This is a genomic window from Mesorhizobium sp. C416B (assembly GCF_030323165.1).
Classification (GTDB): Bacteria; Pseudomonadota; Alphaproteobacteria; order Rhizobiales; family Rhizobiaceae; genus Mesorhizobium.
In genome coordinates this window covers 2,162,891-2,188,365 of record NZ_CP100471.1, presented here as the reverse complement: position 1 = coordinate 2,188,365, position 25,475 = coordinate 2,162,891, and the positions used below count along the sequence as shown (strand labels likewise).

Annotated in this window: 25 protein-coding genes; 15 read left to right on the top strand and 10 right to left on the bottom strand. The window is 62.4% G+C overall.

The window, feature by feature from the left end; genetic code table 11:
• From NLY43_RS10855 to NLY43_RS10845, 3 genes are read left to right on the top strand one after another with little or no spacing between them, the layout of a single operon-like run.
• Positions 1-912, top strand: coding sequence for a ribokinase (locus NLY43_RS10855; RefSeq protein ID WP_023713120.1), 912 nt, complete (start codon positions 1-3; stop codon positions 910-912).
• Positions 909-1,757 carry a BtpA/SgcQ family protein gene (locus NLY43_RS10850; RefSeq protein WP_023686761.1) on the top strand — a complete coding sequence of 283 codons (849 nt, stop codon included), beginning with the start codon at positions 909-911 and terminating at the stop codon, positions 1,755-1,757. Before NLY43_RS10855 ends, NLY43_RS10850 begins: the two co-directional genes overlap by 4 nt.
• Positions 1,754-2,992, top strand: coding sequence for a Zn-dependent hydrolase (locus tag NLY43_RS10845; RefSeq protein WP_286460883.1), 1,239 nt, complete (start codon positions 1,754-1,756; stop codon positions 2,990-2,992). The genes NLY43_RS10850 and NLY43_RS10845 overlap by 4 nt, the downstream gene beginning before the upstream one ends.
• A gap of 101 nt (positions 2,993-3,093) precedes the next feature.
• Here the strand turns inward: NLY43_RS10845 and NLY43_RS10840 are convergent, their stop codons facing one another.
• Positions 3,094-3,327: a hypothetical protein gene (locus tag NLY43_RS10840; protein WP_156935483.1), complete on the bottom strand. Its 234-nt coding sequence runs from the start codon at positions 3,325-3,327 to the stop codon at positions 3,094-3,096.
• Positions 3,328-3,788: 461 nt separating this feature from the next.
• Between NLY43_RS10840 and msuE the strand changes: the two genes are divergently transcribed.
• The 11 genes from msuE to NLY43_RS10785 all read left to right on the top strand — a co-directional run bounded on the left by msuE (position 3,789) and on the right by NLY43_RS10785 (position 15,033).
• Positions 3,789-4,355, top strand: coding sequence for an FMN reductase (gene msuE, locus NLY43_RS10835; RefSeq protein WP_023710165.1), 567 nt, complete (start codon positions 3,789-3,791; stop codon positions 4,353-4,355).
• 24 nt (positions 4,356-4,379) lie between these two features.
• Positions 4,380-5,480: a dimethylsulfone monooxygenase SfnG gene (sfnG, locus tag NLY43_RS10830; RefSeq protein WP_023686766.1), complete on the top strand. Its 1,101-nt coding sequence runs from the start codon at positions 4,380-4,382 to the stop codon at positions 5,478-5,480.
• A 52-nt stretch (positions 5,481-5,532) separates the two neighbouring features.
• Positions 5,533-6,435, top strand: a complete 903-nt coding sequence (locus NLY43_RS10825) for an ABC transporter ATP-binding protein (RefSeq protein WP_050588940.1) — start codon at positions 5,533-5,535, stop codon at positions 6,433-6,435.
• Positions 6,435-7,331 carry a branched-chain amino acid ABC transporter permease gene (locus NLY43_RS10820; protein WP_023686768.1) on the top strand — a complete coding sequence of 299 codons (897 nt, stop codon included), beginning with the start codon at positions 6,435-6,437 and terminating at the stop codon, positions 7,329-7,331. The genes NLY43_RS10825 and NLY43_RS10820 overlap by 1 nt, the downstream gene beginning before the upstream one ends.
• Positions 7,332-7,334: 3 nt before the next feature.
• Positions 7,335-8,384, top strand: coding sequence for a branched-chain amino acid ABC transporter permease (locus tag NLY43_RS10815; protein ID WP_023686769.1), 1,050 nt, complete (start codon positions 7,335-7,337; stop codon positions 8,382-8,384).
• 50 nt (positions 8,385-8,434) lie between these two features.
• On the top strand, positions 8,435-9,766 hold the full coding sequence (locus NLY43_RS10810; RefSeq protein WP_023701787.1) for an ABC transporter substrate-binding protein: 1,332 nt from the start codon (positions 8,435-8,437) through the stop codon (positions 9,764-9,766).
• A gap of 65 nt (positions 9,767-9,831) precedes the next feature.
• On the top strand, positions 9,832-10,623 hold the full coding sequence (locus NLY43_RS10805) for an ABC transporter ATP-binding protein (protein WP_023723373.1): 792 nt from the start codon (positions 9,832-9,834) through the stop codon (positions 10,621-10,623).
• Positions 10,620-11,867, top strand: coding sequence for an SfnB family sulfur acquisition oxidoreductase (locus NLY43_RS10800; protein ID WP_023710164.1), 1,248 nt, complete (start codon positions 10,620-10,622; stop codon positions 11,865-11,867). The genes NLY43_RS10805 and NLY43_RS10800 overlap by 4 nt, the downstream gene beginning before the upstream one ends.
• Before the next feature lie 33 nt (positions 11,868-11,900).
• Positions 11,901-13,076 carry an FMNH2-dependent alkanesulfonate monooxygenase gene (gene ssuD, locus NLY43_RS10795; RefSeq protein ID WP_023670615.1) on the top strand — a complete coding sequence of 392 codons (1,176 nt, stop codon included), beginning with the start codon at positions 11,901-11,903 and terminating at the stop codon, positions 13,074-13,076.
• A complete protein-coding gene (locus tag NLY43_RS10790; RefSeq protein WP_023670614.1) occupies positions 13,073-14,503 on the top strand; it encodes an FAD/NAD(P)-binding protein in 1,431 nt (476 codons plus the stop codon). Before ssuD ends, NLY43_RS10790 begins: the two co-directional genes overlap by 4 nt.
• Before the next feature lie 188 nt (positions 14,504-14,691).
• Positions 14,692-15,033, top strand: a complete 342-nt coding sequence (locus NLY43_RS10785; protein WP_286460878.1) for a flavin reductase family protein — start codon at positions 14,692-14,694, stop codon at positions 15,031-15,033.
• Between the two features lie 343 nt (positions 15,034-15,376).
• On the opposite strand, the gene NLY43_RS10780 is transcribed toward NLY43_RS10785, so the two are convergent.
• The 6 genes from NLY43_RS10780 to NLY43_RS10755 form a co-directional block, all read right to left on the bottom strand.
• Positions 15,377-15,880: a DoxX family protein gene (locus tag NLY43_RS10780; RefSeq protein WP_023710163.1), complete on the bottom strand. Its 504-nt coding sequence runs from the start codon at positions 15,878-15,880 to the stop codon at positions 15,377-15,379.
• A 53-nt stretch (positions 15,881-15,933) separates the two neighbouring features.
• Positions 15,934-16,413, bottom strand: coding sequence for a tetratricopeptide repeat protein (locus NLY43_RS10775; RefSeq protein WP_023670612.1), 480 nt, complete (start codon positions 16,411-16,413; stop codon positions 15,934-15,936).
• Between the two features lie 31 nt (positions 16,414-16,444).
• Positions 16,445-17,416: an MBL fold metallo-hydrolase gene (locus NLY43_RS10770; RefSeq protein ID WP_023670611.1), complete on the bottom strand. Its 972-nt coding sequence runs from the start codon at positions 17,414-17,416 to the stop codon at positions 16,445-16,447.
• Positions 17,417-17,511: 95 nt separating this feature from the next.
• The gene (locus tag NLY43_RS10765) at positions 17,512-17,757 is read right to left on the bottom strand and encodes a DUF680 domain-containing protein (protein ID WP_023670610.1); all 246 of its coding nucleotides are present in this window, start codon (positions 17,755-17,757) and stop codon (positions 17,512-17,514) included.
• A 277-nt stretch (positions 17,758-18,034) separates the two neighbouring features.
• Positions 18,035-18,874, bottom strand: a complete 840-nt coding sequence (locus NLY43_RS10760) for an anti-sigma factor family protein (RefSeq protein ID WP_023723369.1) — start codon at positions 18,872-18,874, stop codon at positions 18,035-18,037.
• Positions 18,871-19,413: a sigma-70 family RNA polymerase sigma factor gene (locus tag NLY43_RS10755; RefSeq protein ID WP_023670608.1), complete on the bottom strand. Its 543-nt coding sequence runs from the start codon at positions 19,411-19,413 to the stop codon at positions 18,871-18,873. Before NLY43_RS10755 ends, NLY43_RS10760 begins: the two co-directional genes overlap by 4 nt.
• Positions 19,414-19,876: 463 nt before the next feature.
• Between NLY43_RS10755 and NLY43_RS10750 the strand changes: the two genes are divergently transcribed.
• On the top strand, positions 19,877-20,188 hold the full coding sequence (locus NLY43_RS10750; RefSeq protein WP_460221688.1) for an AraC family transcriptional regulator N-terminal domain-containing protein: 312 nt from the start codon (positions 19,877-19,879) through the stop codon (positions 20,186-20,188).
• A gap of 948 nt (positions 20,189-21,136) precedes the next feature.
• Here NLY43_RS10750 and NLY43_RS10745 read toward each other — a convergent pair.
• From NLY43_RS10745 to NLY43_RS10735, 3 genes are read right to left on the bottom strand one after another with little or no spacing between them, the layout of a single operon-like run.
• Positions 21,137-22,519 (bottom strand): FAD-binding oxidoreductase, encoded by a 1,383-nt coding sequence (locus NLY43_RS10745; protein ID WP_023710162.1) that lies wholly within the window; start codon positions 22,517-22,519, stop codon positions 21,137-21,139.
• Positions 22,516-24,162: a 5-guanidino-2-oxopentanoate decarboxylase gene (locus NLY43_RS10740; RefSeq protein WP_023710161.1), complete on the bottom strand. Its 1,647-nt coding sequence runs from the start codon at positions 24,160-24,162 to the stop codon at positions 22,516-22,518. Before NLY43_RS10740 ends, NLY43_RS10745 begins: the two co-directional genes overlap by 4 nt.
• A 1-nt stretch (position 24,163) precedes the next feature.
• A complete protein-coding gene (locus NLY43_RS10735) occupies positions 24,164-25,360 on the bottom strand; it encodes a M20 family metallopeptidase (protein WP_023710160.1) in 1,197 nt (398 codons plus the stop codon).
• Positions 25,361-25,475 lie beyond the last annotated feature (115 nt).

The following is a 25,475-nucleotide window of genomic DNA, read 5'->3' as shown; positions in this document are numbered from 1 at the left end:
ATGCGCGTCCATGTCGTCGGCAATGTTTGCGTCGATACAACCTTTCGGTTGGACCGGTTTCCGGCGGCAGGCGAGACGCTGAACGCATCGGAACATGCTGAAGGACTTGGCGGCAAGGGTGCGAACCAGGCGGTGGCCGCGGCGCGCACCGGAGCCGATGTTCGCTTCCGTGCCGCGATCGGCAACGATCCCGCCGGAGCCTGGATCGCAGAGCAGTTGAGCCGCGATCTCGATGCCAGCCATCTGGCGGTGCTGCCACTGCCCAGCGATCGGTCAACGATCATGGTCGATGCGCGGGGCGAGAACCTGATCGTCACCGGAGCCAGTTGCGCCGCCGCGTACAATCCTATGGCCGACAGCGGTTTTACCCGAGCGATCGAACGCGGCGATATCGTGGTATTTCAGGGCAATCTGGCTCCGGATATGACGGCCACTTGCCTGAAGGTGGCGCGCGGCGCGGGAGCGATGACGATCTTCAATCCGAGCCCGCTTGCGGCCGACCACACACCGGGCTTGAGCGACGTCAGCGTCGTCATCGCCAACGCGGGCGAAGCGGCGCAACTGACCGGGGCTGGCGACCCTGCCATGGCGGCCCGCGACTTGATCCGTCAGGGCGCCGGCGCTGCCATCGTGACGCTTGGCGCACTCGGCTGCCTTGTCGCCGATGGCGAAGGACGGATCGACCGGATCGCGGCGCCCAGGGTGGCCGTGCTAGACACCAGCGGCGCGGGCGACGTCTTTTGCGGTTGCCTCGCTGGTTGCCTTGCGGCCGGCATGGAGCTCCCCGCGGCAGCGCGGATTGCGGTCCGCGCCGCAGCCATCTCGGTCGGGCGCGCCGGCACCCTCGGTTCCTGCCCCGACAGACGGGAAATGAAAGTGCTTATGGAAACGACGGAAGCGAAAACCGCATGACAAATTCCCCTAACTCCAAACCCATTGGCCAGGTCGCGGATGATGTGCTGCAGTCGATCTTCGGCAGGAGCAAGGTGGTGATCGGCGTTGTTCACCTTGCACCCTTGCCGGGTGCGCCGCGCTACGATGGCGAGGCGGTCGAGGCCATATATCAACGCGGCCTCGACGATGCGAAAGCCTATCTGCATGGCGGTTGCGACGGCGTGATCGTCGAAAACCACGGCGACGTGCCTTTTGCTAAGCCGGATGACATTGGGCCGGAGACTTCAGCCTATATGTCCGTCGTCTCCGACCGCATCCGCCGCGAACTCGGCCGGCCGATCGGCATCAATGTGCTTGCCAATGCCTCCATTCCCGCGCTGTCGATCGCCAGTGCCTCCGGTGCAGCCTTCGTGCGCGTCAACCAATGGGCCAACGCCTATGTCGCCAATGAGGGCCTTATCGAAGGCGAAGCGGCGCGCGCCATGCGTTTCCGCGCTAAACTTCGGGCCAACGGCATCCGCATCTTCGCCGACGCGCATGTCAAGCATGGCGCCCATGCGATCGTCGGCGACCGGCCGATCGAGGAGCAGGTCAAGGACCTCGTGTTCTTCGATGCCGACGCGGTGATCGCCACCGGCCAGCGCACTGGCCACGCCGCCGACCTCAGCTACATCAGGATGATCAAGGACGCCGCCGGACTGCCGACGCTTGTCGGCAGCGGGGTGACACCCGACAACGCCAACGATATCTTGGACATCGTCGACGGCGTCATTGTCGCCAGCTCGCTGAAACATGATGGAGTGTGGTGGAATCAGGTCGATCCGCAACGGGTAAAGGCCTTCATCCGCGGCCTCAAGCGGTGACTTCAGTGCCGGAGATCGACGGCGAGCGGCTGCTGGGCCGGCTCGATGCCTTCGCCCGGATCGGCGCGACGCCAGCCGGTGGCGTAAACCGACAGGCGTTCAGCATCGAGGATCGCGGCGCCCGGCGCCTGTTGGCGGAATTGGCGCTCGCGCGCGGCTTCGCGGTTTTCCAGGACGCCATGGCAAACCTTTTCATCCGCCGCGAGGGCACGGATGCCACCCTGCCGCCGCTGCTGATCGGCAGCCACCTCGACAGCCAGCCGACCGGCGGGCGCTTCGATGGAGCGCTGGGCACGCTTTCCGCCTTCGAGGCGCTCGAAGCGCTGGAGGACGCGAGGGCCGAGACTCGGATGCCGATCGAGGTCGTCGCCTGGGCCAATGAAGAGGGCAGCCGGTTTACGCCGGGTGTCATGGGCTCCATGGCCTTCACCGGAGCCGACATTTGCGCATGGCGGTCCATAGTCGGTAGCGACGGTGCGTCCCTCGCAGAGGAGCTCGGGGCAACGATCTCCGCCTTGCCAGAGGCAACCCTTCGCCCCCTCGGCATGCCGATATCCGGCTACATCGAGCTGCATATCGAACAGGGACCATCGCTGGAAAAGGAGCGGTTGCCGATCGGTATCGTCACAGCCGTGCAAGGTACGCGCTGGCTGGAGGTCTGCTTTGAGGGCGCCGCCGGTCACGCCGGTACAACCGGCCTCGCCTACCGTAGGGATCCGATGGTCGCGGCTGTTGCCGCGATTCACAGGCTCCAGACGACGATCATGCCGTTCGACAGCAGGGCAAGGCTGACGGTGGGCCGGGTGACCGCCCAGCCGGGATCGATCAACGCCATACCGCAGTCTGTGGTCTTCGCCGTCGATATCAGGCATCCGCGGGTAGAGCGGCTCGATGCCATCGAAGCAGAACTGCGCCAGGTGTGCGCGGCGGAGGCAGAAGCTCAGCATTGCACGGTAACGATCAGTCGGTCGTTCGACATGCCGGGGGCGGCATTCTCTCCCGATATGGTCAAAACCGTCGAGGAGGCCGCCAATAGCCTAAAGCTGCCGAACAAACAGATGATCTCGGGTGCATTCCATGACGCGCTGTTCCTCGCCCGGGTGGCGCCTGCCGTGATGATCTTTGTGCCGTGCCGTGACGGGCTGAGCCACAACGAGGCGGAATATGTGGAGCCTGCCCACGCGGTTACCGGCGCGCGGGTTCTGCTTCAAGCGGCCACCGTCGCCGCCTCTTAGGCAGCGACGGTGGCACAGGCGTGCTGGCGTGAAGAGGCAACCCGTGGGACTTCCTGGTGCCCGTCCGTCATTTCGTGACGTCGGCGGGCTGCAACGGGTGGTCAAGGCCGCCGAGCTGCGGCGGATTGATCGCGGACGTACGATCGGCCCACATTCAACACCTGGCCCAGCAGAAAAGCCCACCAGATCCCTGGGCCGTCATTGACGCCGTGGGTGATAGGCGGTGACGATCTCGTCGACTTACCGAGATGGACGATCTGCTGGGCTATCGCCTCGGCCACCGGCAGGAAATCCCCACGCCCGCCATAGAGCTTGCCCGTGTCGATCGCGAGCAACTGGCGCCGTCCAGCCGTCCAGCGCTGCTGGACGTTGTCGCACTCGAGGCGTCCACAAGGATGCGTGTGTCCCAACTGTCGCTTCGGCTAATCCTAAAGCCAATGTCGCGCACCATGGAAAGAGACAATCCCGATTGGGCACCCAGAAACTGGTGATGTCGCCGGCAAGGGAATCCACTTCGTAGTATTGCGCGACGGCGACGCCAGGCATCATGGCAACGAACCTTATTGCCCAAAGGCATCGGCGCTTTCAAAAATGTCGATAGATGACTGCGAGCCGTTTTGATCCTTCCCGGCCATCGCCAGATGGACGTTGCTACCGCACATTAGCAGAACCGGATTTTTCTCGCCAAAGGCGAAAAATCGAAACGTCGTTCCTTATCTCTATAGATTTTGTCGAATATCGTCTGCCCCGGTTTGGAAATGACCAATGCGCATGCAGGGTCTGGGAGATTGATGAGTTGGCAAGGCTATCGGTTCTCGGAATATCCGGCGGCGTAAGCACGCCATCGCGCACAACCGCGGTGGTGAACGCGCTGGTCAAGGACGTGGCGCTGCGCGTCCCGGCAGACACGGGCCTGATCGAAATCACCGAGGCGGCGCCTTCGCTTTTTGTCGGACTGTCCCGTGGCGCCCTCGGCGCGTCCGGCGAAGCGATTATCCAGCGTGTCGAGAAGGCCGATCTGCTCGTGGTCGGAACGCCTGTCTATCGGGCTTCCTACACCGGCGCCCTCAAGCACCTGTTCGACCTCGTCGACTATCGCGCGCTCGCCGGCAGGACCGTGCTTCTCGCGGCGACAGGCGGAAGTCCATACCATGGCCTGGTTCTCGAACATCAGTTGCGGCCATTATTCGGCTTTTTCGGCGCCGTCACCGTACCGACCGGCGTCTATGGCGCGCCCGACGATTTCATCGGCGCCGAAATCGTCGGCGAGGCGATACGCGAACGCATTTCACGGGCCGCATCCGAAGCGGTTTCACTGCTCAATTCCAATCGTGCAACGGCCGCCGCAGCGCGCGTCGGCTGAGCCAACCAAAAAGGGAACAACGACATGACGTCTCATTCCGACGGCCTGAAATTCGCCTACTGGGTTCCGAACGTCTCCGGCGGCCTGGTCATCTCCAACATCGAGCAGCGGACCGGTTGGGACATCGACTACAACCGCAAGCTCGCCCAGATCGCAGAGGCCAACGGCTTCGACTACGCACTGAGCCAGATCCGCTTCACCGCCGGCTACGGCGCCGACAACCAGCATGAATCCGTGTCGTTCAGCCACGCACTGCTGGCCGCGACCACGACGCTGAAAGTGATTGCGGCCGTCTTGCCCGGTCCATGGAACCCGGCGCTGGCCGCCAAGCAGATCGCCACCATCAACCACCTGACCAATGGCCGCGTGGCCGTCAACGTCGTCAGCGGATGGTTCCGCGGCGAGTTCGCCGCCATCGGCGAACTTTGGCTCGACCATGACGAGCGTTATCGCCGTTCGGAGGAATTTATCCGCGCGTTGCGTGGCATCTGGACCGAGGACAATTTCACGCTGAAGGGCGATTTCTATCGCTTCACCAACTACTCGATGAAGCCTAAGCCGATCGATCCGCAGCCCGAGATCTTCCAGGGCGGCTCGTCGCGCGCCGCGCGTGACATGGCTTCGCGGGTGTCCGACTGGTATTTCACCAACGGCAACACGCCCGAGGAGATCAGGAAGCAGGTCGACGACATCCAGGCCAAGGCGAAGGCCAATGGCCACAGGGTGAAGATCGGCGTCAACGCCTTTGCCATTGCTCGCGAAACCGAGGCAGAAGCGCGCGCGGTGCTGGACGAGATCGTCGCCAAGGCCAATCCCGAAGCGGTGCAGGGCTTCGCCGATCAGGTCAAGAACGCCGGCAAGGCCTCGCCGGAAGGCGAGGGCAACTGGGCGAAATCGTCCCTTGAGGATCTGGTGCAATACAATGACGGCTTCCGCAGCAATCTGATTGGCACGCCGGAACAGATCGCCGAACGCATCCTCAAGCTGAAGGACGCCGGCGCCGACCTGATCCTGCTCGGCTTCCTGCATTTCCAGGAAGAGGTCGAGTTCTTCGGCAAGCGCATCATCCCGCTCGTGCGCGAATTGGAAGCGGCGCGCGACAGGGAGCTTGTCGCCGCCGAATAGGTCAGGGCGCGGCCTTCGGACCGCGCACTCCTTCAAAAATCAGGAACGTGTCATGATTGGTGCTTCGCTGGGAGCAGCCGCATACGAGCGTGCGCCCGAAATTTCCGGCATTCCTGCTGTCGCTGCTTCCGTCGAGGAGGCGCGCCCGGCGCGCTTGTCGGCAAAGTTCGATGCAATCCTGGCCCTGAGCAGGGTAGGCATTTCCTTTGGCGGTGTCACGGCGCTGAGCGATGTCGACCTCGAGGTCAAGAGCGGCGAAATCCGCGCCGTGATCGGCCCCAACGGCGCAGGCAAATCCTCGCTGATCAACATCATCAGCGGCCTCTATCACGCCGACCACGGCAAGATCGCGATCGCCGGCCAATCATTCTCCCGTGTGCCGGCGAGCCGTCTGGCACGTCTGGGCGTCGCGCGCACCTTCCAGAACCTGGCGCTCTTTCCCGGGCTTTCGGTGCGCGACAACATCGCGTCCGGCCGCGTCCACACCAGGCGCGCCAGCTTCGTCGAACATATTGCGGGTCTGCCACGCGCCCGGCGCGAAGATGCGGGCATAGCCGAAAAGGTCAACCAGACAATCGCCTTCCTGCATCTGGAAACGGTCGCCGATCAGCTGGTCGCGACGCTGCCCTACGGCTTGCAGAAGCGGGTCGAACTGGCGCGAGCGCTGGTTGCCGAGCCGAAGATCCTGCTGCTCGACGAACCGATGGCCGGCATGACGGCCACCGAGAAAGCCGAGATGGCCGCGTTCGTGCGCGCCGCGCGCGACCGGCATGGCGTCACCATCATCCTGATCGAGCACGACATCGGGGTGGTCATGGGCCTGTCCGACCGCGTCGCCGTGCTCGATTACGGCCGCAAGATCGCCGACGGCACGCCGGCCGAAGTGCGCGCCGATCCGGACGTGATCCGGGCCTATCTCGGCGCCGCCGAGGGCGAGGATGGCGAGGGCATCTGATGAGCTACTATGATTTTCTCTTCGTTGTCGAAGTGCTGGTCGGCGGCCTGTTGTCGGGAGTCATGTATTCGCTCGTCGCCATCGGCTTCGTGCTGATCTACAAGACGTCGGGTGTGCTGAACTTCGCGCAAGGGTCGATGGTGCTGTTTGCGGCACTCACCTTTGTCAGCCTGGTCGAACGCGGCATCCCGTTTGCGCTTGCGCTGCTGATCACCTTTGCGGTCATGGTCGCGCTCGGTTTCACCATCGAGCGAACCGTGCTCAGGCCGCTGGTCAACCGCTCGCCGATGACGCTGTTCATGGCCACGCTTGGCCTGTCCTACATCATCGAGGGTGCAGCCCAGCTGATCTGGGGAACGCAGGTGCACGGGCTCGATCTCGGCATCGACGACACGCCTTTCGAGGTCGGCGGCATCCTCATCTCGTCCTTCGATCTGCTCGCGGCCGGCATTGCCGCGGCGATGGTGGCCGGCTTGAGCGCATTCTTCTACTGGACGCGGATCGGGCTGGCTTTTCGCGCCGTCGCCGACGATCAGTTCGCGGCACTTGCCGTCGGGCTGCGGCTGCCGCGGATCTGGGGAACGGTGTGGACGGCTGCAGGCTTCGTGGCGCTGGTCGCGGGACTGCTGTGGGGCGCACGCCTCGGCGTCCAGTTCTCGCTATCGCTGATCGTGTTGAAGGCGCTGCCGGTGCTGGTGCTTGGCGGCTTCGATTCCATCCTTGGCGCCATCGTCGGCGGCCTCATCATCGGCGCCAGCGAAAAGCTCGCTGAGGTCTATCTCGGACCCTTCGTCGGCGGCGGCATCGAAGGCTGGTTCGCCTATGCGCTGGCGCTGGTTGTCCTACTGGTGCGCCCCTCCGGCCTGTTTGGCCAGAAAATCGTCGAAAGGGTCTGACCGATGGCCGTGCAAGCGCTCGATGCCGCAAGGGCTCCAATCGACTGGCTGAGGTTCGCCCGGAAATTAGCTTTGCCGGCCGTGGCGATCGTCGTCGTCTACGGCCTGGTCCCGGCCTTTGCGTCGAGCTATCTGGTCGAGGCGATCCTGCTGCCGTTCCTTGCGCTCAGCCTGGCGGCAGTCGGCCTCAACCTCTTGACCGGCTATTGCGGCCAGCTTTCGCTTGGCTCCTCCGCTTTCATGGCGGTAGGCGCCTTCGCCGCATACAATTTCAACCTGCGAGTCGAAGGACTGCCGCTGGCTGCGACCATGATCCTGGCCGGGATTTCGGCCGCCGGCATCGGCGTCATCTTCGGGTTGCCGAGCCTGCGCCTGCGGGGCTTCTATCTCGCCGTCTCGACGCTCGCCGCTCAGTTCTTCGTGCAGTGGGCGCTGACCAAGTTCGGCTGGTTCTCCAACGACAATCCGTCCGGGGTGATTTCCGCGCCGCACCTTGCCGTCGCCGGGTTTTCGCTCGACGGTGCCGCCGGACGCTATTTACTTTCCGTCACCACCGTCATCGTGCTGACGGCGCTGGTTTGGCGGCTGGTCAACAGCGCGACCGGCCGCAACTTCATTGCCGTGCGCGACAATGAAACCGCCGCGCGCGTCATTGGCGTGCCGGTGCTGCGGACCAAGCTGCTGGCCTTCGCCATCTCATCCTTCATCATCGGCGTCGCCGGCGTGCTGTGGGCCTTCACCTATCTGCGCACGGTCGAGCCGGCCGGCTTCAATCTCGACCGCTCGTTCCAGATCCTGTTCATCATCATCATCGGCGGGCTGGCTTCGATACGCGGTGCGTTTCTGGGCGCCGCATTCATCGTCGTCTTCCCGCTCGTTCTGTCTCGGCTCGGCGCCTTCGTGTTCGGCGGCCTGTTCGATTCTGGTGTGCTCGATATGAGCCAGCGCATCGTGCTTGGCGCCCTCATCATCATATTCCTCATCGCGGAACCGAACGGGCTGTCGGCCCTCGTCGACCGCCTGAAACGACGGATCGGCTCAAGGTCCAGCTGAGCGCCGCTCGACATTCTCTCACGGACCCAAAACCTCAGGAGACGCAACTCATGACCTTCTTCAGTCACCTCAAGAAAGCGGCGATCGCCACCGCTTTCGTGCTCGGCGCGACAGCCGTCCATGCCGACGAACAATATTTCCCGCTGCAGAGCTACCGCGTCGGCCCCTATGCCGCGGGCGGCACCGGCTTCTTCGGCGGCTTCATCGACTATCTCAACCTGATCAACATCCGCGACGGCGGCGTCAATGGCGTCAAGCTGACCTGGAGCGAGGGCGAAACCCAGTATGAGGTCGAGAAGGGCGTCGAGGTCTACGAACGGTTGAAGAGCAATCCCGGCATCGCCGCCTGGAACCCGCTCTCGGTCGGCATCGCCTACGCCATGATCGACCGCATCACCGACGACAAGGTGCCGCTTATCACCATCAATCACGGCCGCACCGACACCACCGACGGCCGGGTATTCCCTTACGTCTTCCCGCTGCTGCTCAACCCCTACAGCGAAACATCGGGCATCGTGAACTACATCGCCTCCAAGGAAGGCGGCCTCGACAAGCTCAAGGGCAAGAAGATCGTCGTGCTCTATCACGGCTCGCCCTACGGCAAGGAGACGATCCCGATATATGAGCTGCTGTCGCAGAAATACGGTTTCGAGCTGTCGCAGATCGAGGTCCCGCACCCCGGCAACGAGCAGCAGGCACAGTGGCTGACGATCCGTCGCGATCGTCCCGACTATGTCGTGCTGCGCGGCTGGGGCGTGATGAACCCGGTTGCGCTGAAGACCGCGCAGAAGACCGGCTTCCCGGCCGATCACATCGTCGGCAATGTCTGGTCCAACTCTGAAGAGGACGTCATCCCCGCCGGCGACGCCGCCAAGGGCTACACCGCCATCACCACCCAGGCGTCTGGCGCCGACTACCCGGTCGTCAAGGAGATCGTCAAGACGGTCTACGACGCCGGCAAGGGCAATCTCGAGGACAAGAGCCGCATCGGCTCGGTCTACCACAATCTCGGCATCGTCAACGGCATCCTCAATGTCGAAGCCATCCGCATCGCGCAGGCCAAGTTCGGCAATCGCACGCTGACCGGCGATGAGGTCCGCTGGGGCTTCGAACACCTCAAGCTCGACCCGGCGCGCGTCGAGGCGCTCGGTGCCAAGGACCTGTTCCACTCGATCAACGTCTCCTGGGACAATCACGAAGGTGATGGCTACGTGACCTTCCAGCAGTGGGACGGCAAGAAGTGGAACGTCGTGTCCGACTGGATCGCGCCGGACTGGAAGCTGCTGCGCCCGATCATCGAGAAGTCGTCCGAGGCCTATGCCAAGGAAAAGGGCCTCAAGATCCGCACGGCCGAAGACGCCGATGCGGTGGTCAGCAACTGAGTTTGAAGAGCTCACGGCCGGCCCGCGGGCCGGCCGTGCCATCCATCTTCGCAGCGGAGTTATCGATGTCCAGCCCGGAAAATCCGATCCTGTCGGTCAGCCGCGTCGAGGCCGTCTACAATGGCGCCATCGCCGCTTTGCATGGCGTTGACCTCTCGGTCGGCAAGGGCGAGATCGTTGCGCTGCTCGGCTCAAATGGCGCCGGCAAGACGACGTTGTTGCGAGCCGCATCCAATCTTCTGCCGGCAGAGCGCGGCGCCGTTACCGCCGGCCGGATCATTTTCGATGGCGAGGATGTTTCAAGGGCAAGCCCCTCGCACCTTGTCCGCAAGGGCCTGGTCCAGGTTCTCGAGGGCCGGCACTGTTTCCGCTCGCTGACGGTCGAGGAGAACCTTCTGACCGGTGCGCTCGGGCGTTCATCCTCGCGCCTTGGCGTGAAGGCCGACCTTGAGCGTGTCTACGCGCTGTTTCCGAGGCTTCTCGAGAAACGCCGCACGCGGTCCGGCCTCACCTCCGGCGGCGAGCAGCAGATGACGGCGATCGGTCGCGGGCTGATGTCGCGGCCGAAACTCTTCGTGCTCGACGAGCCTTCGATGGGACTGGCGCCGCTGATCGTCGACGAGATTTTCAGCGCTTTGAAGCGGCTCAATCGGGACGAGAGTCTTTCGATCCTTGTCGCCGAGCAGAATTCGGCGGTGGCGCTGAAATATGCCGACCGCGCCACCGTGCTCGAAAACGGAAAAAGCGTGCTGGAAGGGTCGGCTGCCGACCTGCGCCAGCGCGACGACATCAAGACCTATTATCTCGGCGGCGCGCCGCTCCCATTGCAACACTTTCCCCAGGAGACAGCAGCATGACCATCCAATCCAAGCAGCCGTCCGACGCGCGCGGCGCCGTGCCTCCGGTCGAGCGCCCCTCGGCCAAGGCGCATATCATCAAGACCGATGCCGAGGCGATCGCCATCGCCGAAAAACTTGCCATTGAATTCGCCAGGGAAGCCTCGAAGCGGGATCGCGAGCGCATCTGGCCGAAGGAAGAGCTCGATGCTTTTTCGCAGAGCGGCTTGTGGTCGATCAATGTGCCGAAGGCCTATGGCGGGCCGGAGGTTTCCTATGTGACGCTGTCGAAGGTGATCACCATCATCTCGGCGGCTGATCCCTCGCTTGGCCAGATTCCGCAGAACCATCTCGGCGTGGTCGCCGCCATCCGCACGGTTTCGGACGAGGCGCAGAAAAAGCTGCTCTTCGCCGAGGCACTGTCCGGCACGCGCTTCGGCAACGCGTTTTCCGAGTTCGGCTCCAAGCGTGCCGCAGACTTCGAGACCAAGTTTGTCGATGCCGGTGACCATGTCGTGGTCAACGGCCAGAAATTCTATTCAAGCGGCGCCCTGCTCGCCCATCTGGTGCCGATTGTGGCGCTCGATGACGAGGGGCGCGCCTGGTATGCCATCGCCGATCGCGGGGCGTCCGGACTGACCGTCATCGACGACTGGTCGAGCTTCGGCCAGAAGACGACGCTCTCCGGCACGGTCCTGCTCGACAATGTGAAGGTGCCGAAGACGCATCTCGTCCCCGGCTACAAGGGTTATGACAAGCCGACAGTCGACGGACCCATCTTCCAGATCATCCAGGCGGCGGTCGATCTCGGCATCGCCAAGGCGGCAATCGACGAGACGGTCAGTTTCGTGCGCACCAAGTCGCGCGCGTGGATCGACAGCGGCGTCGAGCATGCCTGGCAGGATCCCTATACCATCCAGGCAATCGGCGACCTTCGCCTGCGCGCCAATGCGGCCGAGGCTATTCTCGAAAAGGCCGGCCTTGCGGTCGATCGCGCCGTGGCCGATCCGAACGAGAAGACCGTCGCGCAAGCGCAGATCGCGGTCGCCGAATCCAAGATCCTCACCACCGAGATCGCCATCAACGCCACCAACAAACTGTTCGAACTCGCCGGCACGCGATCCACGCTGGCCGAGCACAATCTCGACCGCCACTGGCGCAATGCCCGCACCCACACGCTGCACGATCCGGTGCGCTGGAAATACGCGATCCTGGGGAACTATTACCTGAACGAGGTGAACCCGCCGCTCCACGCCTGGAGCTGAGCGGGAACGCCGTAAAGTCACAAAGGACTATTCATGAGCGCTGCCACCCCCTCCAGGATTAAGGTCCTGTGGTTTCTCCCGACGCATGGCGACAGCCGCTACCTCGGCACCTCCGAGGGCGGCAGGGCGGTCGATCTGCCCTATCTCACCCAGGTCGCCAAGGCCGCCGACGCCATCGGCTATTATGGCGCGCTGCTGCCGACCGGGCGCAGTTGCGAAGACAGCTGGGTGGTGGCGTCGGCGCTGGCGCCGCTGACGCAGCGGTTGCGCTTCCTCGTCGCCGTGCGGCCGGGTCTGCAATCGCCGACGCTCGCCGCACGCATGACCTCGACGCTCGACCGCATTTCGGGCGGGCGCTTGCTGATCAACGTGGTCACGGGTGGCGATCCGGTCGAGAACAAGGGCGATGGCATATTCCTCAGCCATGACGAGCGTTATGAGGTGACGCGGGAATTCCTCGACATCTACAAGGCCGTGCTCAGCGGCGAAACCGTAGCCTTCGAAGGCAAGCATTTCCACATCGAAGATGGCAGGTTGCTGTTCCCGCCGGTGCAGACGCCGCACCCGCCGCTCTATTTCGGCGGCTCGTCGGACGCGGCCAATGCGGTCGCCGCCGAGCAGATCGACAAATACCTCACCTGGGGCGAGCCGCCGGCGGACGTCGCCGCCAAGGTCGAGCATGTGCGCGGCCTTGCCGAAAAGGCCGGCCGCGAAGTGAGCTTTGGCATCCGATTGCATGTCATCGTTCGCGAGACCAATGACGAGGCCTGGGCCGATGCCGATCGGCTGATCAGCCGCCTCGACGACAAGACGATCGCCGAGGCACAGAAGGTTTTCGCCCGCATGGATTCGGTTGGCCAGTCGCGCATGAGCCGGTTGCATGGCGGCAGCCGCGACAAGCTCGAAATCAGCCCGAACCTTTGGGCCGGCGTTGGCCTCGTGCGCGGCGGCGCCGGCACCGCCTTGGTCGGTGACGCGGCGACCGTGGCAGAACGGATCGACGAATACCGAAGGATTGGCATCGATACCTTCATCCTGTCCGGCTATCCGCATCTGGAGGAAGCCTATCGCTTCGGCGAACTGGTGCTGCCGCTGCTGCCGCTCGATCACGAAATCTCGACCCGGCCGACGACGGTGAACATGGGACCGTTCGGCGAAACGGTGGCCGGAGATCATCGACCATCGGCGCTGCGCGCGAGCCAGCCTTGAGCGCTTCCCGCAGGGCTGGGAAACTGACGGTCGCCATCATTGGCGGCGGCTTTTCCGGCGCCGCAACCGCGTTTCACCTGGCGCGGCTGCTGCCCGCCGATGCAGCCGATATCGTGGTCGTCGAACCGCGCGAGGCGCTCGGCTATGGTCTGGCCTATTCGACGGCCGATCCCTCGCACCGCATCAACGTGCGGGCGTCCAGGATGACGCTGATCTCAGGTGAGGAGGGCCATTTTTCCGACTGGCTGGAGCAGACCGGCGCTATTCTGGACGATACGCAGGCCATCGCCGCCAGCGGCGCGATTTACCCGCAGCGTCGGGTCTTCGGCCGCTATGTCGAATCCCACCTGCAGCCCTTCCTGCAAAGCAAGGCGATCCGCCATGTCAGGGCCGAAGTTGCTTGGGTCGAGCGCAGTGGCGAGGGCTACCGGCTTGTCCTGTCCGATGGCGCAACGCTTTCCGCCGATGCTGTGGTGATCGCGGCGACGCATCCATTGCCGGCCCTCCCGGCGCCGCTGCGCAGCGTGGCCTCAGTCGCCGGATTGGTGGCCAATCCCTACGATCTCGAACGGCTGCAGGCGATCGGCCGCGACGACCGTGTTCTCATTGTTGGCACCGGTCTGACCTCGGCCGACGTCATTGCAGCCCTCGACCGTAGAGGTCATCGCGGCCGCATCACGGCACTGTCGCGCCATGGCTATCGCTCGCATGTGCAGGCCGCCATGCAGGGCGACCCGATAGGCGACTTCACCAGCCTGCCTTTACGCAGCGCCACGGTGCTGCTCAGGCGCATCCGGGCCACGATCGCGGCAGCGACGCGACAGGGCGAAGACTGGTATCCGGTCCTCGACGCTGTCCGGCGTCAGGGGCAGTTGATCTGGCAGGCCTTGCCGCTCGCCGAGCAGCGCCGCGTGGTGCGCCATCTTCGCGCGCTCTGGGACGTGCATCGTTTCCGCATCGCGCCACAGGTAGCAGTCGTGCTGGATCGCCGCCTTGACGAGGGGACGCTCGCTTATCGCGCCGGATCGATTGTCGAGGCCGAAGCGGCCGACGGACGTATCCGCGTCACGCAGCGGTCAAGGCGCCGACACGACCTCATAGTTGAGACGTTCGACAGCGTGATCGTGACGACCGGGCCGGCGCATGCGGACATTCTTCGCACCAACACGGCGATTGCCGCCCTTGGACATCTGGGCCTGGTCCGTCTTGACCCAACCGGCCTTGGTCTCGGCACCGACAGCCACGGCCGCGCGGTCGGTAAGTCAGGTCACCCGGCCGACAATATTTTCATCAGCGGACCGCTGGCGCGCGGCAGCGTCGGCGAGCTGATGGGCATCCCTGAAGTCACCGCCCATGCCGAGAGCATCGCCACCGAAATTCACCAATGGTTGGGTTACCAGACGGCGTTGCGTCGCAGGGCGTCGTGAAGGTGCAAACACGATGAGGCTATCCAGATGACACTAACCGAACGCATTCTGCCGGATGAAACCCGGATTCCCCTGAAATTTGCGATGCGACACCTGGCCGGAGCCGTGTCCGTGGTCACCGCAGGCAGCGGCGACGAGCGGACGGGCGCAACAATTACCACAGCCCATTCCCGGTCGAACCGGAGGTGATGGTCGTCAGCATCAACCTGAGCTCGTCGACATGGGCAGCCATCAGCCGGCATCGGCACTTCTGCGCGAATGTGCTACGCGCCGACCAGATCGCGATCGCCGACCGCTTTGCTGGTCGAGGCGGCCTCAAGGGGCAGGCTCGCTACGAGGGTGCACGCTGGTCCACCCTTGCAAGCGGCGCATTGGCGCTCGAAGGTGCGCTTGCCGCGGTCGATTGCACCGTCGAGGATACCATAGTTCGCCACAGCCATGCGCTAATCCTCGGCAGCGTCCGGCATGTGGTGAGCGGGGAGCCCGGTCCGGCACTGATCTATCATCAGGGCGCATATGGATCATCTTGAGCGGGTTGGTACGTGTCGTTTTCTGACAGCCATGCAAATCTCGGAAAAGTGACGCTCGCGATGCTTGGCCTTCTGGCATACCAGAACCGCGAATGATCCGCGGCGCGGGAGCACGTAATTCAAACAACGGATGCCTTGAACCTCTGCAGATCGCCGACTGCAACAACGATTAAGAGGCTTGCTGATCGGAATCGTCGCAGGTCCTTCCTGGGCATTACTATCCGCGCCGATAAGCGGACGTAAAATGGAGGACACGCCAGGAACGGCTTGCGTCACCCCCCGAGGCAGTTTGCGGGCGCCGACCGGGCGGGCGGGTTGTATGATGCCCGGCGTGTTGGCCGGTTTAGAATGGAAGCTTGATTTCGCCCACCGAGAGAGGCCTACCGGCCGCTATGAGCGCCGCAACCGTCTCTCTGTCCTGTTGCCGGCGCTTCACGAGGCCGTTCAGCACCCTATCGAGAGATATCTCCCCGGCGCCGGCTACGGCCAGGACGAACATGCCGCCCGCTATGGCGAGATCCTTTTCGAGATGCAGCAATTCGTTCTGGTTGGCGAAATTGGTGTGGAACAAAGCTGCCGTTGCCAAACAGAACAGTCCGAGCGCCACCGCGCCCAGACGCGTCTGCAGACCAAGGCCGACCGAAAAGCCAGCTCCCAGCTGCAGCGCTATGGTGGCTATTAAAAGCGGCAGGCTGACGCCGAGCGCCGTCATCGCCTTGGCTGCACCGGCGAAATGCGTCGCCAGCTCCAGGCCTTCATGCACGAAGAGCAATGAGAGCAGCAGGCGACCCGTCAGCAGGGTCAAGTCGGTGAGATGTGGTTTCCAGGCGGTTTGTGTCGTTGTCACGATGGGCTCCAGGCAATGGGAAAGGGGCAGGCGCCTTGCAGCACCTGCCTGGTTTACTTTGTCACCTTGGTGTCGATGGCCTTGTGGAGGTCTTCGAGTTCTTCACAGCCGGCGGGACACAGCTTCTGCAGCGACGCCAACTGCTCGTTGGCCTTGGCCATGTCGCCGGTCTCTACATAGAGTTCGCCCAGATATTCGCGGGCGGCCTTGTGGTCGGGCTTCAGCTCGAGCGCCTTGTTGTAGTAGGTCAGCGCCGTGGTGAAATCGCCCGTCTTGCGCAGCGTGAAGCCGAGCAGGTTGTAGACGTCGGCCTGCTGGTTGTCCTGCGCGAGATCACGCAGATCGGCCAGCGCGCCCTTGTAGTCCTTGACGGCGATCTTGGCCTGGACGGCGGTGAGGTCGGGTGCATCGGTGCCTTCGAGGTCGTCGACCGCATAGGCCGGCATGATAGTGGCCACGGGAACGACGGTCAGCACGGCAATGGCGCCGAGCAGGCCAAACAGGGCGTGCTTGCCCAGATAGGATTGCTTCATCATCTTTCTCGCTTGGGTTGGGAGCTCGCGCTCAAATCTGAACTGGGGTGAAACCATAGGCATTGCCGTCTTTCACGAAGACGCCGGTGCCGGGGAACGGGAAATGCGAACCCGAGATCCGGATGTTGTCGGCGATCACGCGATCGATCAGCTTGTGCCGCGTGGTGATCGCCATCGGCCCGTCCTGGTCGTAACTGCCCTGCCACTCCGGATGCGGCGCCAGAAGGGCGGGCACATACATGGTGTCGGCCGAGATCATCAGCTGTTCCTTGCCGGAGTTGGCGAGGTAGACCGAATGTCCCGGCGTGTGGCCGGGCGCAGCGATGATCTGGATGCCGGGTGCGACTTCGGCGCCGTCATTGACCAGCTTCCAGTTCTTCCATTTCGGAAAGTTTTCGGCGATGCGCTTGCCCGCCGGCTTGCGGCCTTCCGGCAGCTTGGCCAGCCGGCTGGGGTCGGTCCACCAATTGTATTCCGTGGCGTTGACGATCAGCTCGGCATTGGGGAACACCGGTGCATCGGTCCCCTTTTCCATCAGGCCCCAGACATGGTCGGGGTGGAAATGCGAGATCATGATGGTGTCGATCGTCTTATAGTCGATGCCGGCGGCGGCCATGTTGGCCGGCAGATGGGTGGCATTGGTCTGCCATTGGCCGACGCCCGATCCGGCATCCATCATGATCAGCCTGCCGTTCATCTTGAGGACGATGACGGTGAGCGGGATGGGCATGAAGTCTGTCGTCAGGCCGGCCTTGGCAAGCGCTGCCTTGGTGTCCTCGACGGAAACATCCTTGATGAAGGCCGGGTCGTGCGGCTTGCGCCAGATGCCGTCATAGATGGCGGTGACCTCGATATCACCGACCTTGTATTTGTAGAAGCCGACGGTCGGCTCGACCGACGTTTCGGCGAAGGCGGGACGGGTGAATTCCAGCTTGCCGGCCAGACCGAAGGCGGTCGCGGCGAGCGTGGTTCCAAGCAACGTGCGACGTGTCATCATGAACATAGGTGATCTCCTGCAGCCTTATGGGGTGATGATGGAGAGCCAAAGGTTTGGCTCTCCATCGTGAGTGGTAAGAGAAGATGTTCGGAAGGGTGCCTTCAGCGGCCCCAGATGCCGTCGTTGTTGTGCCTGGTGATGATGTCCTGAACCGACCCCTGGCGCGGCCCGGTCGTCACCATGGTGTCGACGCCGGCTTGGCGCGGGGAGGGGGAAATGGAAGCAGTGGCATTGGTGTCAACGGTAGCGACCGGCTGATTGGAGTTGTTGCCGCCATGGTCGCTGCCGGCAAAGGCAGCGGTTGAGGCAAGCAGCATGGCAGCCACGCTGAGAGCGAGCTTGGTCATTTCGGTAGATCCTTTTTTCGTTTCTTGGGTGCGTGCCGGGAAATTGGCCCCGCTAACAACAAGACCCATCAGGACATCCCTTTATTCCCGGGCGGCGCGAAATTCTTTTGAGATTTCCCGAAAACAGGGGCCGGCGTCCGCCCCGAACTGGAGCCGACGCTGCACGAGGACGCGTTCGACGTCGGCGCCATGCTGCCGTGGTCTGTCACCCGGGCAGGAACGTCAAGGCTAGCGCAGGTCGGCACTCGATATCGGTTGGAGTGCCGACGGTCGGTTATCAGCCGGGGACGACCGCGGCGCGGAAGCGCGCCACGAAGTCGTCGAGCTCCGGCCGCTCCATGTCGGAAATCGCCCAGTAGGAGAAGGCGCCGTCGCTCCATTGCACCAGCGAGAAGCCGCCCTCCGAGAGATCGACGGGGTCGGTCACCGCCCCGGCATTTTGCGGCTCGGCGACAAGGGTGATCAAATGCTCGCGGTGGCGATAAACCAGCGCCGGCACTGCCCGGCCGCCAATGACCTCGACCCTGCCACCGATGAGCGCAAATCCGTCTTTCACCATATCAGGAGCCGGCGGCGAAAGGCCGAGCCTTGCATCGAGCCATGGCTTTACGGTGTGCCGGTCCGACGAGACTACATCGACGGGGCTGGTCGCCAGCAGGCTGCGTTGGTGGCCGCTGGCCACGCCTGCGGCAAAGCTATCGGCTACGCTAGGCTGCATCGCCCATTGCGTCGCGCCGCTGGCCAGAACAGCGCTGATCATGATCGAGGCCGCCATGGTGCGCCAGTCGAATGATCCGAAGTTGCGCGCCGACCACCACGTTCGAGCGGACTTCGCCCGTATCGGCGCTCTGGGCCGCAGCACCTCGACGCTGCCGGATGCTGCCATGGCTGCAATGCGCGCGCTGAACTCGTCGCTCACCTGGGGCTTCGGAAGCCTGGCCACAGCCCCTTGCAAGACCATGATGCGGGCATGTTCGGCCGCCAGCTTGGGATCGGCCGCGATGCGCCGCTCGACAGCCATGGCCGCGGCGGCGTCAAGCTCGCCATCTATCAGCGCGTGCAGCATCAGGTTCATGCCTGCGGCGTCCTCGGGCAATCCATCGTTGTGCGCACTCATTGCGCCCTCCCAAGGTCAGAGATCAGCAGTCCACGCGCCCGCGCCAGCCGCGACATCACCGTGCCCATCGGCACGCCCAGCATGGCTGCGATATCGCGGTAGGCTAGGCCATTGACGTCGCGCAGCACGAGCGTTTCTCGAAAGGGTTGCGGCAGAGCGGCGATCGCCGCCTCCAGGGCCGCCACGTCTGCCCTGGCAATCAGGCTCGCCTCCGGGCTTTCGCTCTCAGTCGGATCGACTGCGTGAGCGGCGCTCACCTCGTCGAGATCACCGAGGTCGCCCACCGAGACGATGCTGCGCGGGCGATTGCGCGCCAGCCATGTGTAACACGAGTTGCGAACGATGGTGAGCAGCCAGGCACGTGCATTGCCGCCGGCATAGCTTGCGATGTTGGCGTGTGCCTTCATGCAGGCGTCCTGCACGACATCCTCGGCGTCGGTGGCATTGCCGGTCAGCCAGCGGGCCAGCGAAAGCGCGTCGGCGAGATGGGGCATTACCACTTCGCCGAAGCGGTCGGCTCGCGCATTGCTGCTTAGCATCGGTACACCGTCACATGCGCCTCGCCTTGAGTGCTCATGGGGCGAGAATGGTTCTGCGTTGCGATCGAACCCAGAGGAAACATCCCGGGTCGCCAACTGCGTTGAATGTGAGGGCAAACGTCGCATCGGTGTCAATCACGCACTGGACCGCAAACATGCATCCAGATGGATGCTTCTCGAGCACAAGCATTGCCGAATTCACGACCCATTTCGCATGCGCGGCACCTCAGCTTTCCCGATCCCGACCGCGGCAGCACCTTCGGCAGACAGGTGAGCCAGCCGGCCGCCGGCGGCCGACCTATCGCCTTCCAGAGGTCCTGGAACGCGTCGACCGATACCGTCGTGCTCGGCAATGTGTGGGTTTGCAGTGCGGCGTCCCTTCAAGGTCAATCAGCAGCTCATGCATGGAGGACCAGGGCAAGCGGCTTTTTATTCCCGGACAGCGTGATTCTTTCTCGGCAATGTGATTGGTCCGGGCGCCCTGGTTTTGGCATTGCGTTTGATGAAACTACTCGATCGTCCGGCGTCAATCCCAATCCTGCAGAACCAGCTTATTCGTGAGATGCACTACTGGCTGCTGACAGGTCGCCACGGTGCAGGCATCCACGCGCTCGGGAATCACCGACAGCCATGCAAGCCGCCTCGGGCCGGCCGTCGCGCTTATCAGAGCGGCCTATGCGGAGGCGCTGACGGTGGAGAATTGGCCGAAGTCGCCGGCATGAGTCGTTCTCACTCAGTTCGATCGTCGGCCGCCCGTCCAAGCGAGAACGGTTGAGCTCCCGTTCATCAAGCATATCCAAGTTTGATGCTGTCAAACCATCGTTTCATTCAAATCACTTTAGAAAATTTGGGGTGAGCGTAGACAAGATGCCGCCTGTGCGTCCGCCGATAATTGATTGCTGGACGACTTGAGACATGGGATGCGCATTTTGAACGTACGATCTAGGTATCTTCGTGCTGCCCCGGTTAAGTTCGACATGGAAGCTTTTCTTTGTGGCCGACATCATTGGCATGAGTTCCATTCTGAAGCTTTTCAGCGAGACCGGTCCGACGATGAATGTCAATTCAACCGCGGCCAAGCTCCGACAACCATGGTTTCACCAGGTATAAGCGTGGCTAGTCCTCAGAGGGTTCCGGGCAGGCTTTGGTATGTGGCCCTCGCGGGGGCTGTTTGTGGGATGTTTACATTGGTGTTGTTCCTCGTTTCATCAAAGCAATCCCTGCCTCTGCGCACGACCTATGTAAAATATGGATGCATTCCCGACGATCCTGCAAAACGCGAATGGGATCAATATCTTGGGCTGTCGACCTGCAAATGAGCAGCATGCCGATGCTAAGCTCAGCCCGGGCTTGGCCGGGTCTCGATAAATCGGCCTTACCCTGAACGATGTCGCCGGGCGATGCTGGCGCCGCATCTGTATGTTGATTACCGGTCGACTGGCAACGTTGGTGTCCCAGCCAGCAGCGACTGACTTGGCAAGGTCCTCATGGAACCTGATTCGGAAATTGAGAGTGATGCGTCTCTTGCCGCCAACGTACGACCAGGAATGCTGCGCCCGGCGGCCAGTCGGACGCGCTTCGTCACAATCCGTTAGGGCATCCAACCTGCTCGACATTCATTGCCTCACGACTGGGGGATGAGCAGATCCAAAAGATGAAGTCCGCACGTTGTGCCGGGAAAAATATCAGGCTGTAGCGCGCATATTGTACGCTGTTGCTCCCGTTAACGAGCTGATGCGTATTGAGCATCAAGAGACTTGGGTTCGTACGATATATGCGGGTTTAGAATTCCTGCAGGATCGAGAGCAGCGCGGATGCGGTTCATCGCTGCGATTTCGGCCGTTGATCGCGATCGCCAAAGATGGGCCGCCTTCTCTCGGCCGATCCCATGTTCGGCAGAAATCGAAGACGGTTCGTACGACGCCAAGGCGTCATAGACGCATTCCTCGATAAGGCGTGTCGCGTCGGACAAAGACCCGTCGTGTCCGATCATGAAATGAATGTTGCCGTCCGCGAGATGCCCAAAATAGTAGGCGACGGCGTCTGATATTCGGGCTTTGAGGCGCGCTTCGACGTCTGCGATGTAAGCGGCATACTTATGTGGTCGCATACTGACGTCAAAGGAAAGCACATGTTCATGGGCCCGCTCGATGACATCGGACCCATCACGGATGGACCAGAGACGGCTCTCCTGGACAGGTGTCGTCGCCAGCGCGCTATCGATAATGTCGTCGATGCCCACCAAAGCTCCGACCAGACTGTCGACTGCTTGTTCGCCACTATCCATGCCCTCGACCTGGGCGAGAAGATAAACGGGATGGCCCGGTGGAAGCGGAGGTGTTTCTTCCGACAGTGCAGTGCTCACTTTCTCGAAGTATCGGTTCCACATGATCTCCAAGGCCAGCAAAGAATGGCCGCAGGCTCTTTCTAACGCTTCCATCACTGTGAGAGCGCTGTTGAGGTGGTCGAGCGCCAACAGAACACTCGCCGTGCCGGCCGGGCGTCGGCTGAGCTTCAGCAACGCTTTGGTCACTACACCCAGCGTTCCCTCGGAGCCGATGAATATCTGCTTCAGGTCGTAACCCGCGTTGTTCTTAGGTAAACCCCTCAGATCGGTAACGATCGACCCATCGGAAAGGACCGCCTCAAGCCCGACAACGTTGGATCGGGTCATGCCGAAGCGGATGACGGAGTTCCCGCCCGCGTTCGTGGCGATATTTCCGCCGATGGTGCAGCTACCCCGAGCGCCGAGATCGACCCCATATCGTAGATCGTGGTCCGCAGCGAAATCATGGACCGCCTCCAACTTCGTTCCTGCCCCCACCACAACCAGGCGCGTGCTCGGGTCGAAGCTCTCGATCCGATTTAGCCTCTCGGTGGAAATTCCGAAGTAGTGCGATGGGGTGTGGGTACCATGCACGAGCCCGGTGAGCCCGCCCAGCGTAACCACTGGAGCCTGTTGCCCGTGAAAGAGCTTCAGGCACTCCGCCACTGCCTTGGTGGTCCCGGGTCTGACGACAAGCGCTGGGCCACCTGGCGGCCCGGCAATGACATTCGACTCGCCCACGACCTGCCGAAGTCCAGCCTCAAGGGTCTCGTTGTTCATGACACGCCTGCGCCTGAAAACATTGCCGCGTCATTGTCTATCTGGAGCAGGGTCGGTCTGTTTCTCTTGAAAGCTTCCTTGAGCTCACGGCTGAGCTGTTCGAGCGATTCAATTTGAACGGCATGGCATCCGAAGCCCGTCGCAATCATCTGGAAGTCGGGCGTGTAGAGATCCACGCCCACTGTGGGGATGTCCGACGCAATCATGGCATCTCTGATTTCGCCATATGCCCGGTTGTTCCAGAGAATAACGGGAAGGCTGACTTCATTCTCAACTGCCGAGGTGAGTTCCTCGATCGTGTAGAGGAAGCTGCCGTCGCCTACGATCGCGACCACCTGACGATCCGGGCAGCCGATCTTCGCTCCGATGGCGGCGGGGAGGGCGCTTCCAAGGGTGCCGTAGCCGTTCGGGAACAGCCAAGTGCCAGGCTCTTTCGAGGGGAAGAAGTGATTGCCTGTGTACGCAAGCTGGGTGGAGTCGGCGCAGATGACGGCATTCGGATCAAGCGTTGCCGCTATGGCCCCCAAGATCGGCTTGTGCTTGTGGGACTCCGCGGACCAACCTGCGTCTTTTTCCACTGCCGCCCTGATGCCGGCGACTCGTCGCTGAGCAATTTCACTCTGATCCGCGTCGGCACCGCCGCACCCTTCGACTATCGCCTGGAGCGCGACCTTGGCATCGGAGAGCATAGCGATGCGCGGGAGATAGTTCATGGTCAACTGTCGCGGATCGATGTCGATCCTGATCAACGCACCATTTATCCGGTAGCTCTTGCAGGTGTAGAGCAGGTCCGTCTCACTGAGTTCCGTCCCCACTGCCAGCACTACGTCGGCATCCTCGATCGCGCGGTGCATCGGAGGGAATGGAAGACTTGAGCCAAGGGAAAGGGGATGGGTTTCTGGCAGGATTCCCTTACCGGTATTCGTCGTCACCACGGGAATGCCAAGTTGCTCTGCGAGCGCCAGGACTTCCCGGTTCGAGCTGCGAGCTCCTCCGCCGACGATCATGATGGGGCGCTTGGCGCCCATTAGCATCGAGGAGACTCGGCTGATCACATCCGGGTGCGGCCCGGGTCTATACAGTTGGAGCGCTTGCTCGCCAGGAACCGCCACCTGCGAACTGAGGAGGTCTCTCGGAACTTCGATCAGGGCCGGCCGCGGACGCGACACCTCCATTGACGACATGGCCCGGTGGAAAACCTCCTCGATGTTTGAAGGCTCCAGCAAGGTATGGGTGAAAGCAGCAATCTGCTCCTGGACAGCGGACTGCGATTTGGTCTCGTGCAGGGCGCCGCGGCCCACTCCGATTTCTCCGCGCAAGTTGTTCGCGGCGATCACGAACACCGGAATGGAGTCCGAATGGGCTTCAGCAATACCTGTGGCAGCGTTGAGCACACCGGGTCCGGTGATGAGCATGCACGCGGCCGGTCGGCCGGTCGCGAAGGCGTAGCCGTATGCCATGAACGCTCCGCCCTGCTCGTGCCGAGGCGTCACGTGCCTGATCCGCCGTTCGGGAAGGGATTTATAAAAGTCGACGGTGTGCACCCCGGGGATGGAGAAGATCGTGTCGATCCCATAGGATTCCATGAGACGAAGAATGGCGTCCGCCACCGTCGTCTCGCCGATTTGCTTTTCGCCACCCATATCAGGCCTCCCCGCCTTTGGTCAGAACCATGACGGCCCTGGCAATCTTGCGCGCGGAATTGACGAGGTCGGCCGTCCCGACATGTTCCTCAGGTGTATGCGCCCACTTCTCGTCACCAGGACCAAGGCCGATCGTGGGGATGCCGGCGGCGTTCATGAACGTGCCGTTCACGCCGAAACGCCAGGCGGAGATGGACGGGGCGGTGTCGTCGACGTCGAGTGCGGCGACGATGGCGGCCTGAGCCACCAGGCTGGTTTGTGGGGTGAACATCAACGGGTAATGGTTGGTGACTTCGGCCGTCCACTTGACCCCCTCGGTTTCTCCGTATGCGGACTTTAGGATTTGACGGATTTCCGACAGGCAGCTCTCTTCATCCTCTCCCCTGATGTAGCGACGGTCGACCCTCATCTTCACGAGGTCCGGTACGACGGCGGTGCCATTGTCCGGGAAGGAATGCATGCCGGTCACGACGACCGTGGCAGGGCCAAGGAGCTCGTCTTCGGGCAGCGTAGACGAGTATTGCTCCAAGGCACCGATGAACGCCGTCGATAGATAGATCGCATTGATGCCATTCGACGGCTCCGACGCATGGGAGGTTCGCCCATGGAAACAGACCTCGAACTCCAGCTTGCCGCGGTGACCGAGATAGACTTGCCCCCTCGTCGATTCCACGGAGATTCCGTAGTCCGCGCGAATGCCTCCTTCAATAACCGACTTCACACCCTTGGGAGAGTCGGTCTCTTCCTCGACGTCGGCGACAACGATGACATCGCCGCCCGGCTTCAGCCCGCTGCGCTTCAGGGCACCCACCGCATAGACGGCCGAGATGACGTTGCACTTCATGTCACACGATCCACGGCCGAAAATGGCCTGACCGCTTTCGCCCCAACGGGCGGCGTCCACGAGCTCACCGGAGAACGGATTCTGCATAGCGCCAACCGGGACCTGATCGATGTGGCCGTTGATCATCACGGATGGGCCGGTCCCGTCACCGAAAACCGTCCCGATGACATTTCCGTTCGCATCGATTTTTACGTCGTCAAAGGAAAGCTCGATCATCTTTTCGGCGACGAATTTCGCGACATCCGCCTCCTGGCCGGTGAGGCTCTCGATCCGTACCACCTCCTGGCAAGCCGCGATAAGCGCATGAGCGTCGATCGCTTCGTCAATGGCCGCACCAACTGAATTTCTGAGCATGATTAAGTACTCTTCTGTCTACTGTCGACATTTTCGGCCTTTAGGAACGGCCTCATGTCGGGATTGATGGGAAATTTGGTGCTGAGCTCATGATGCTGCCGTCCGGCCGCGTTGA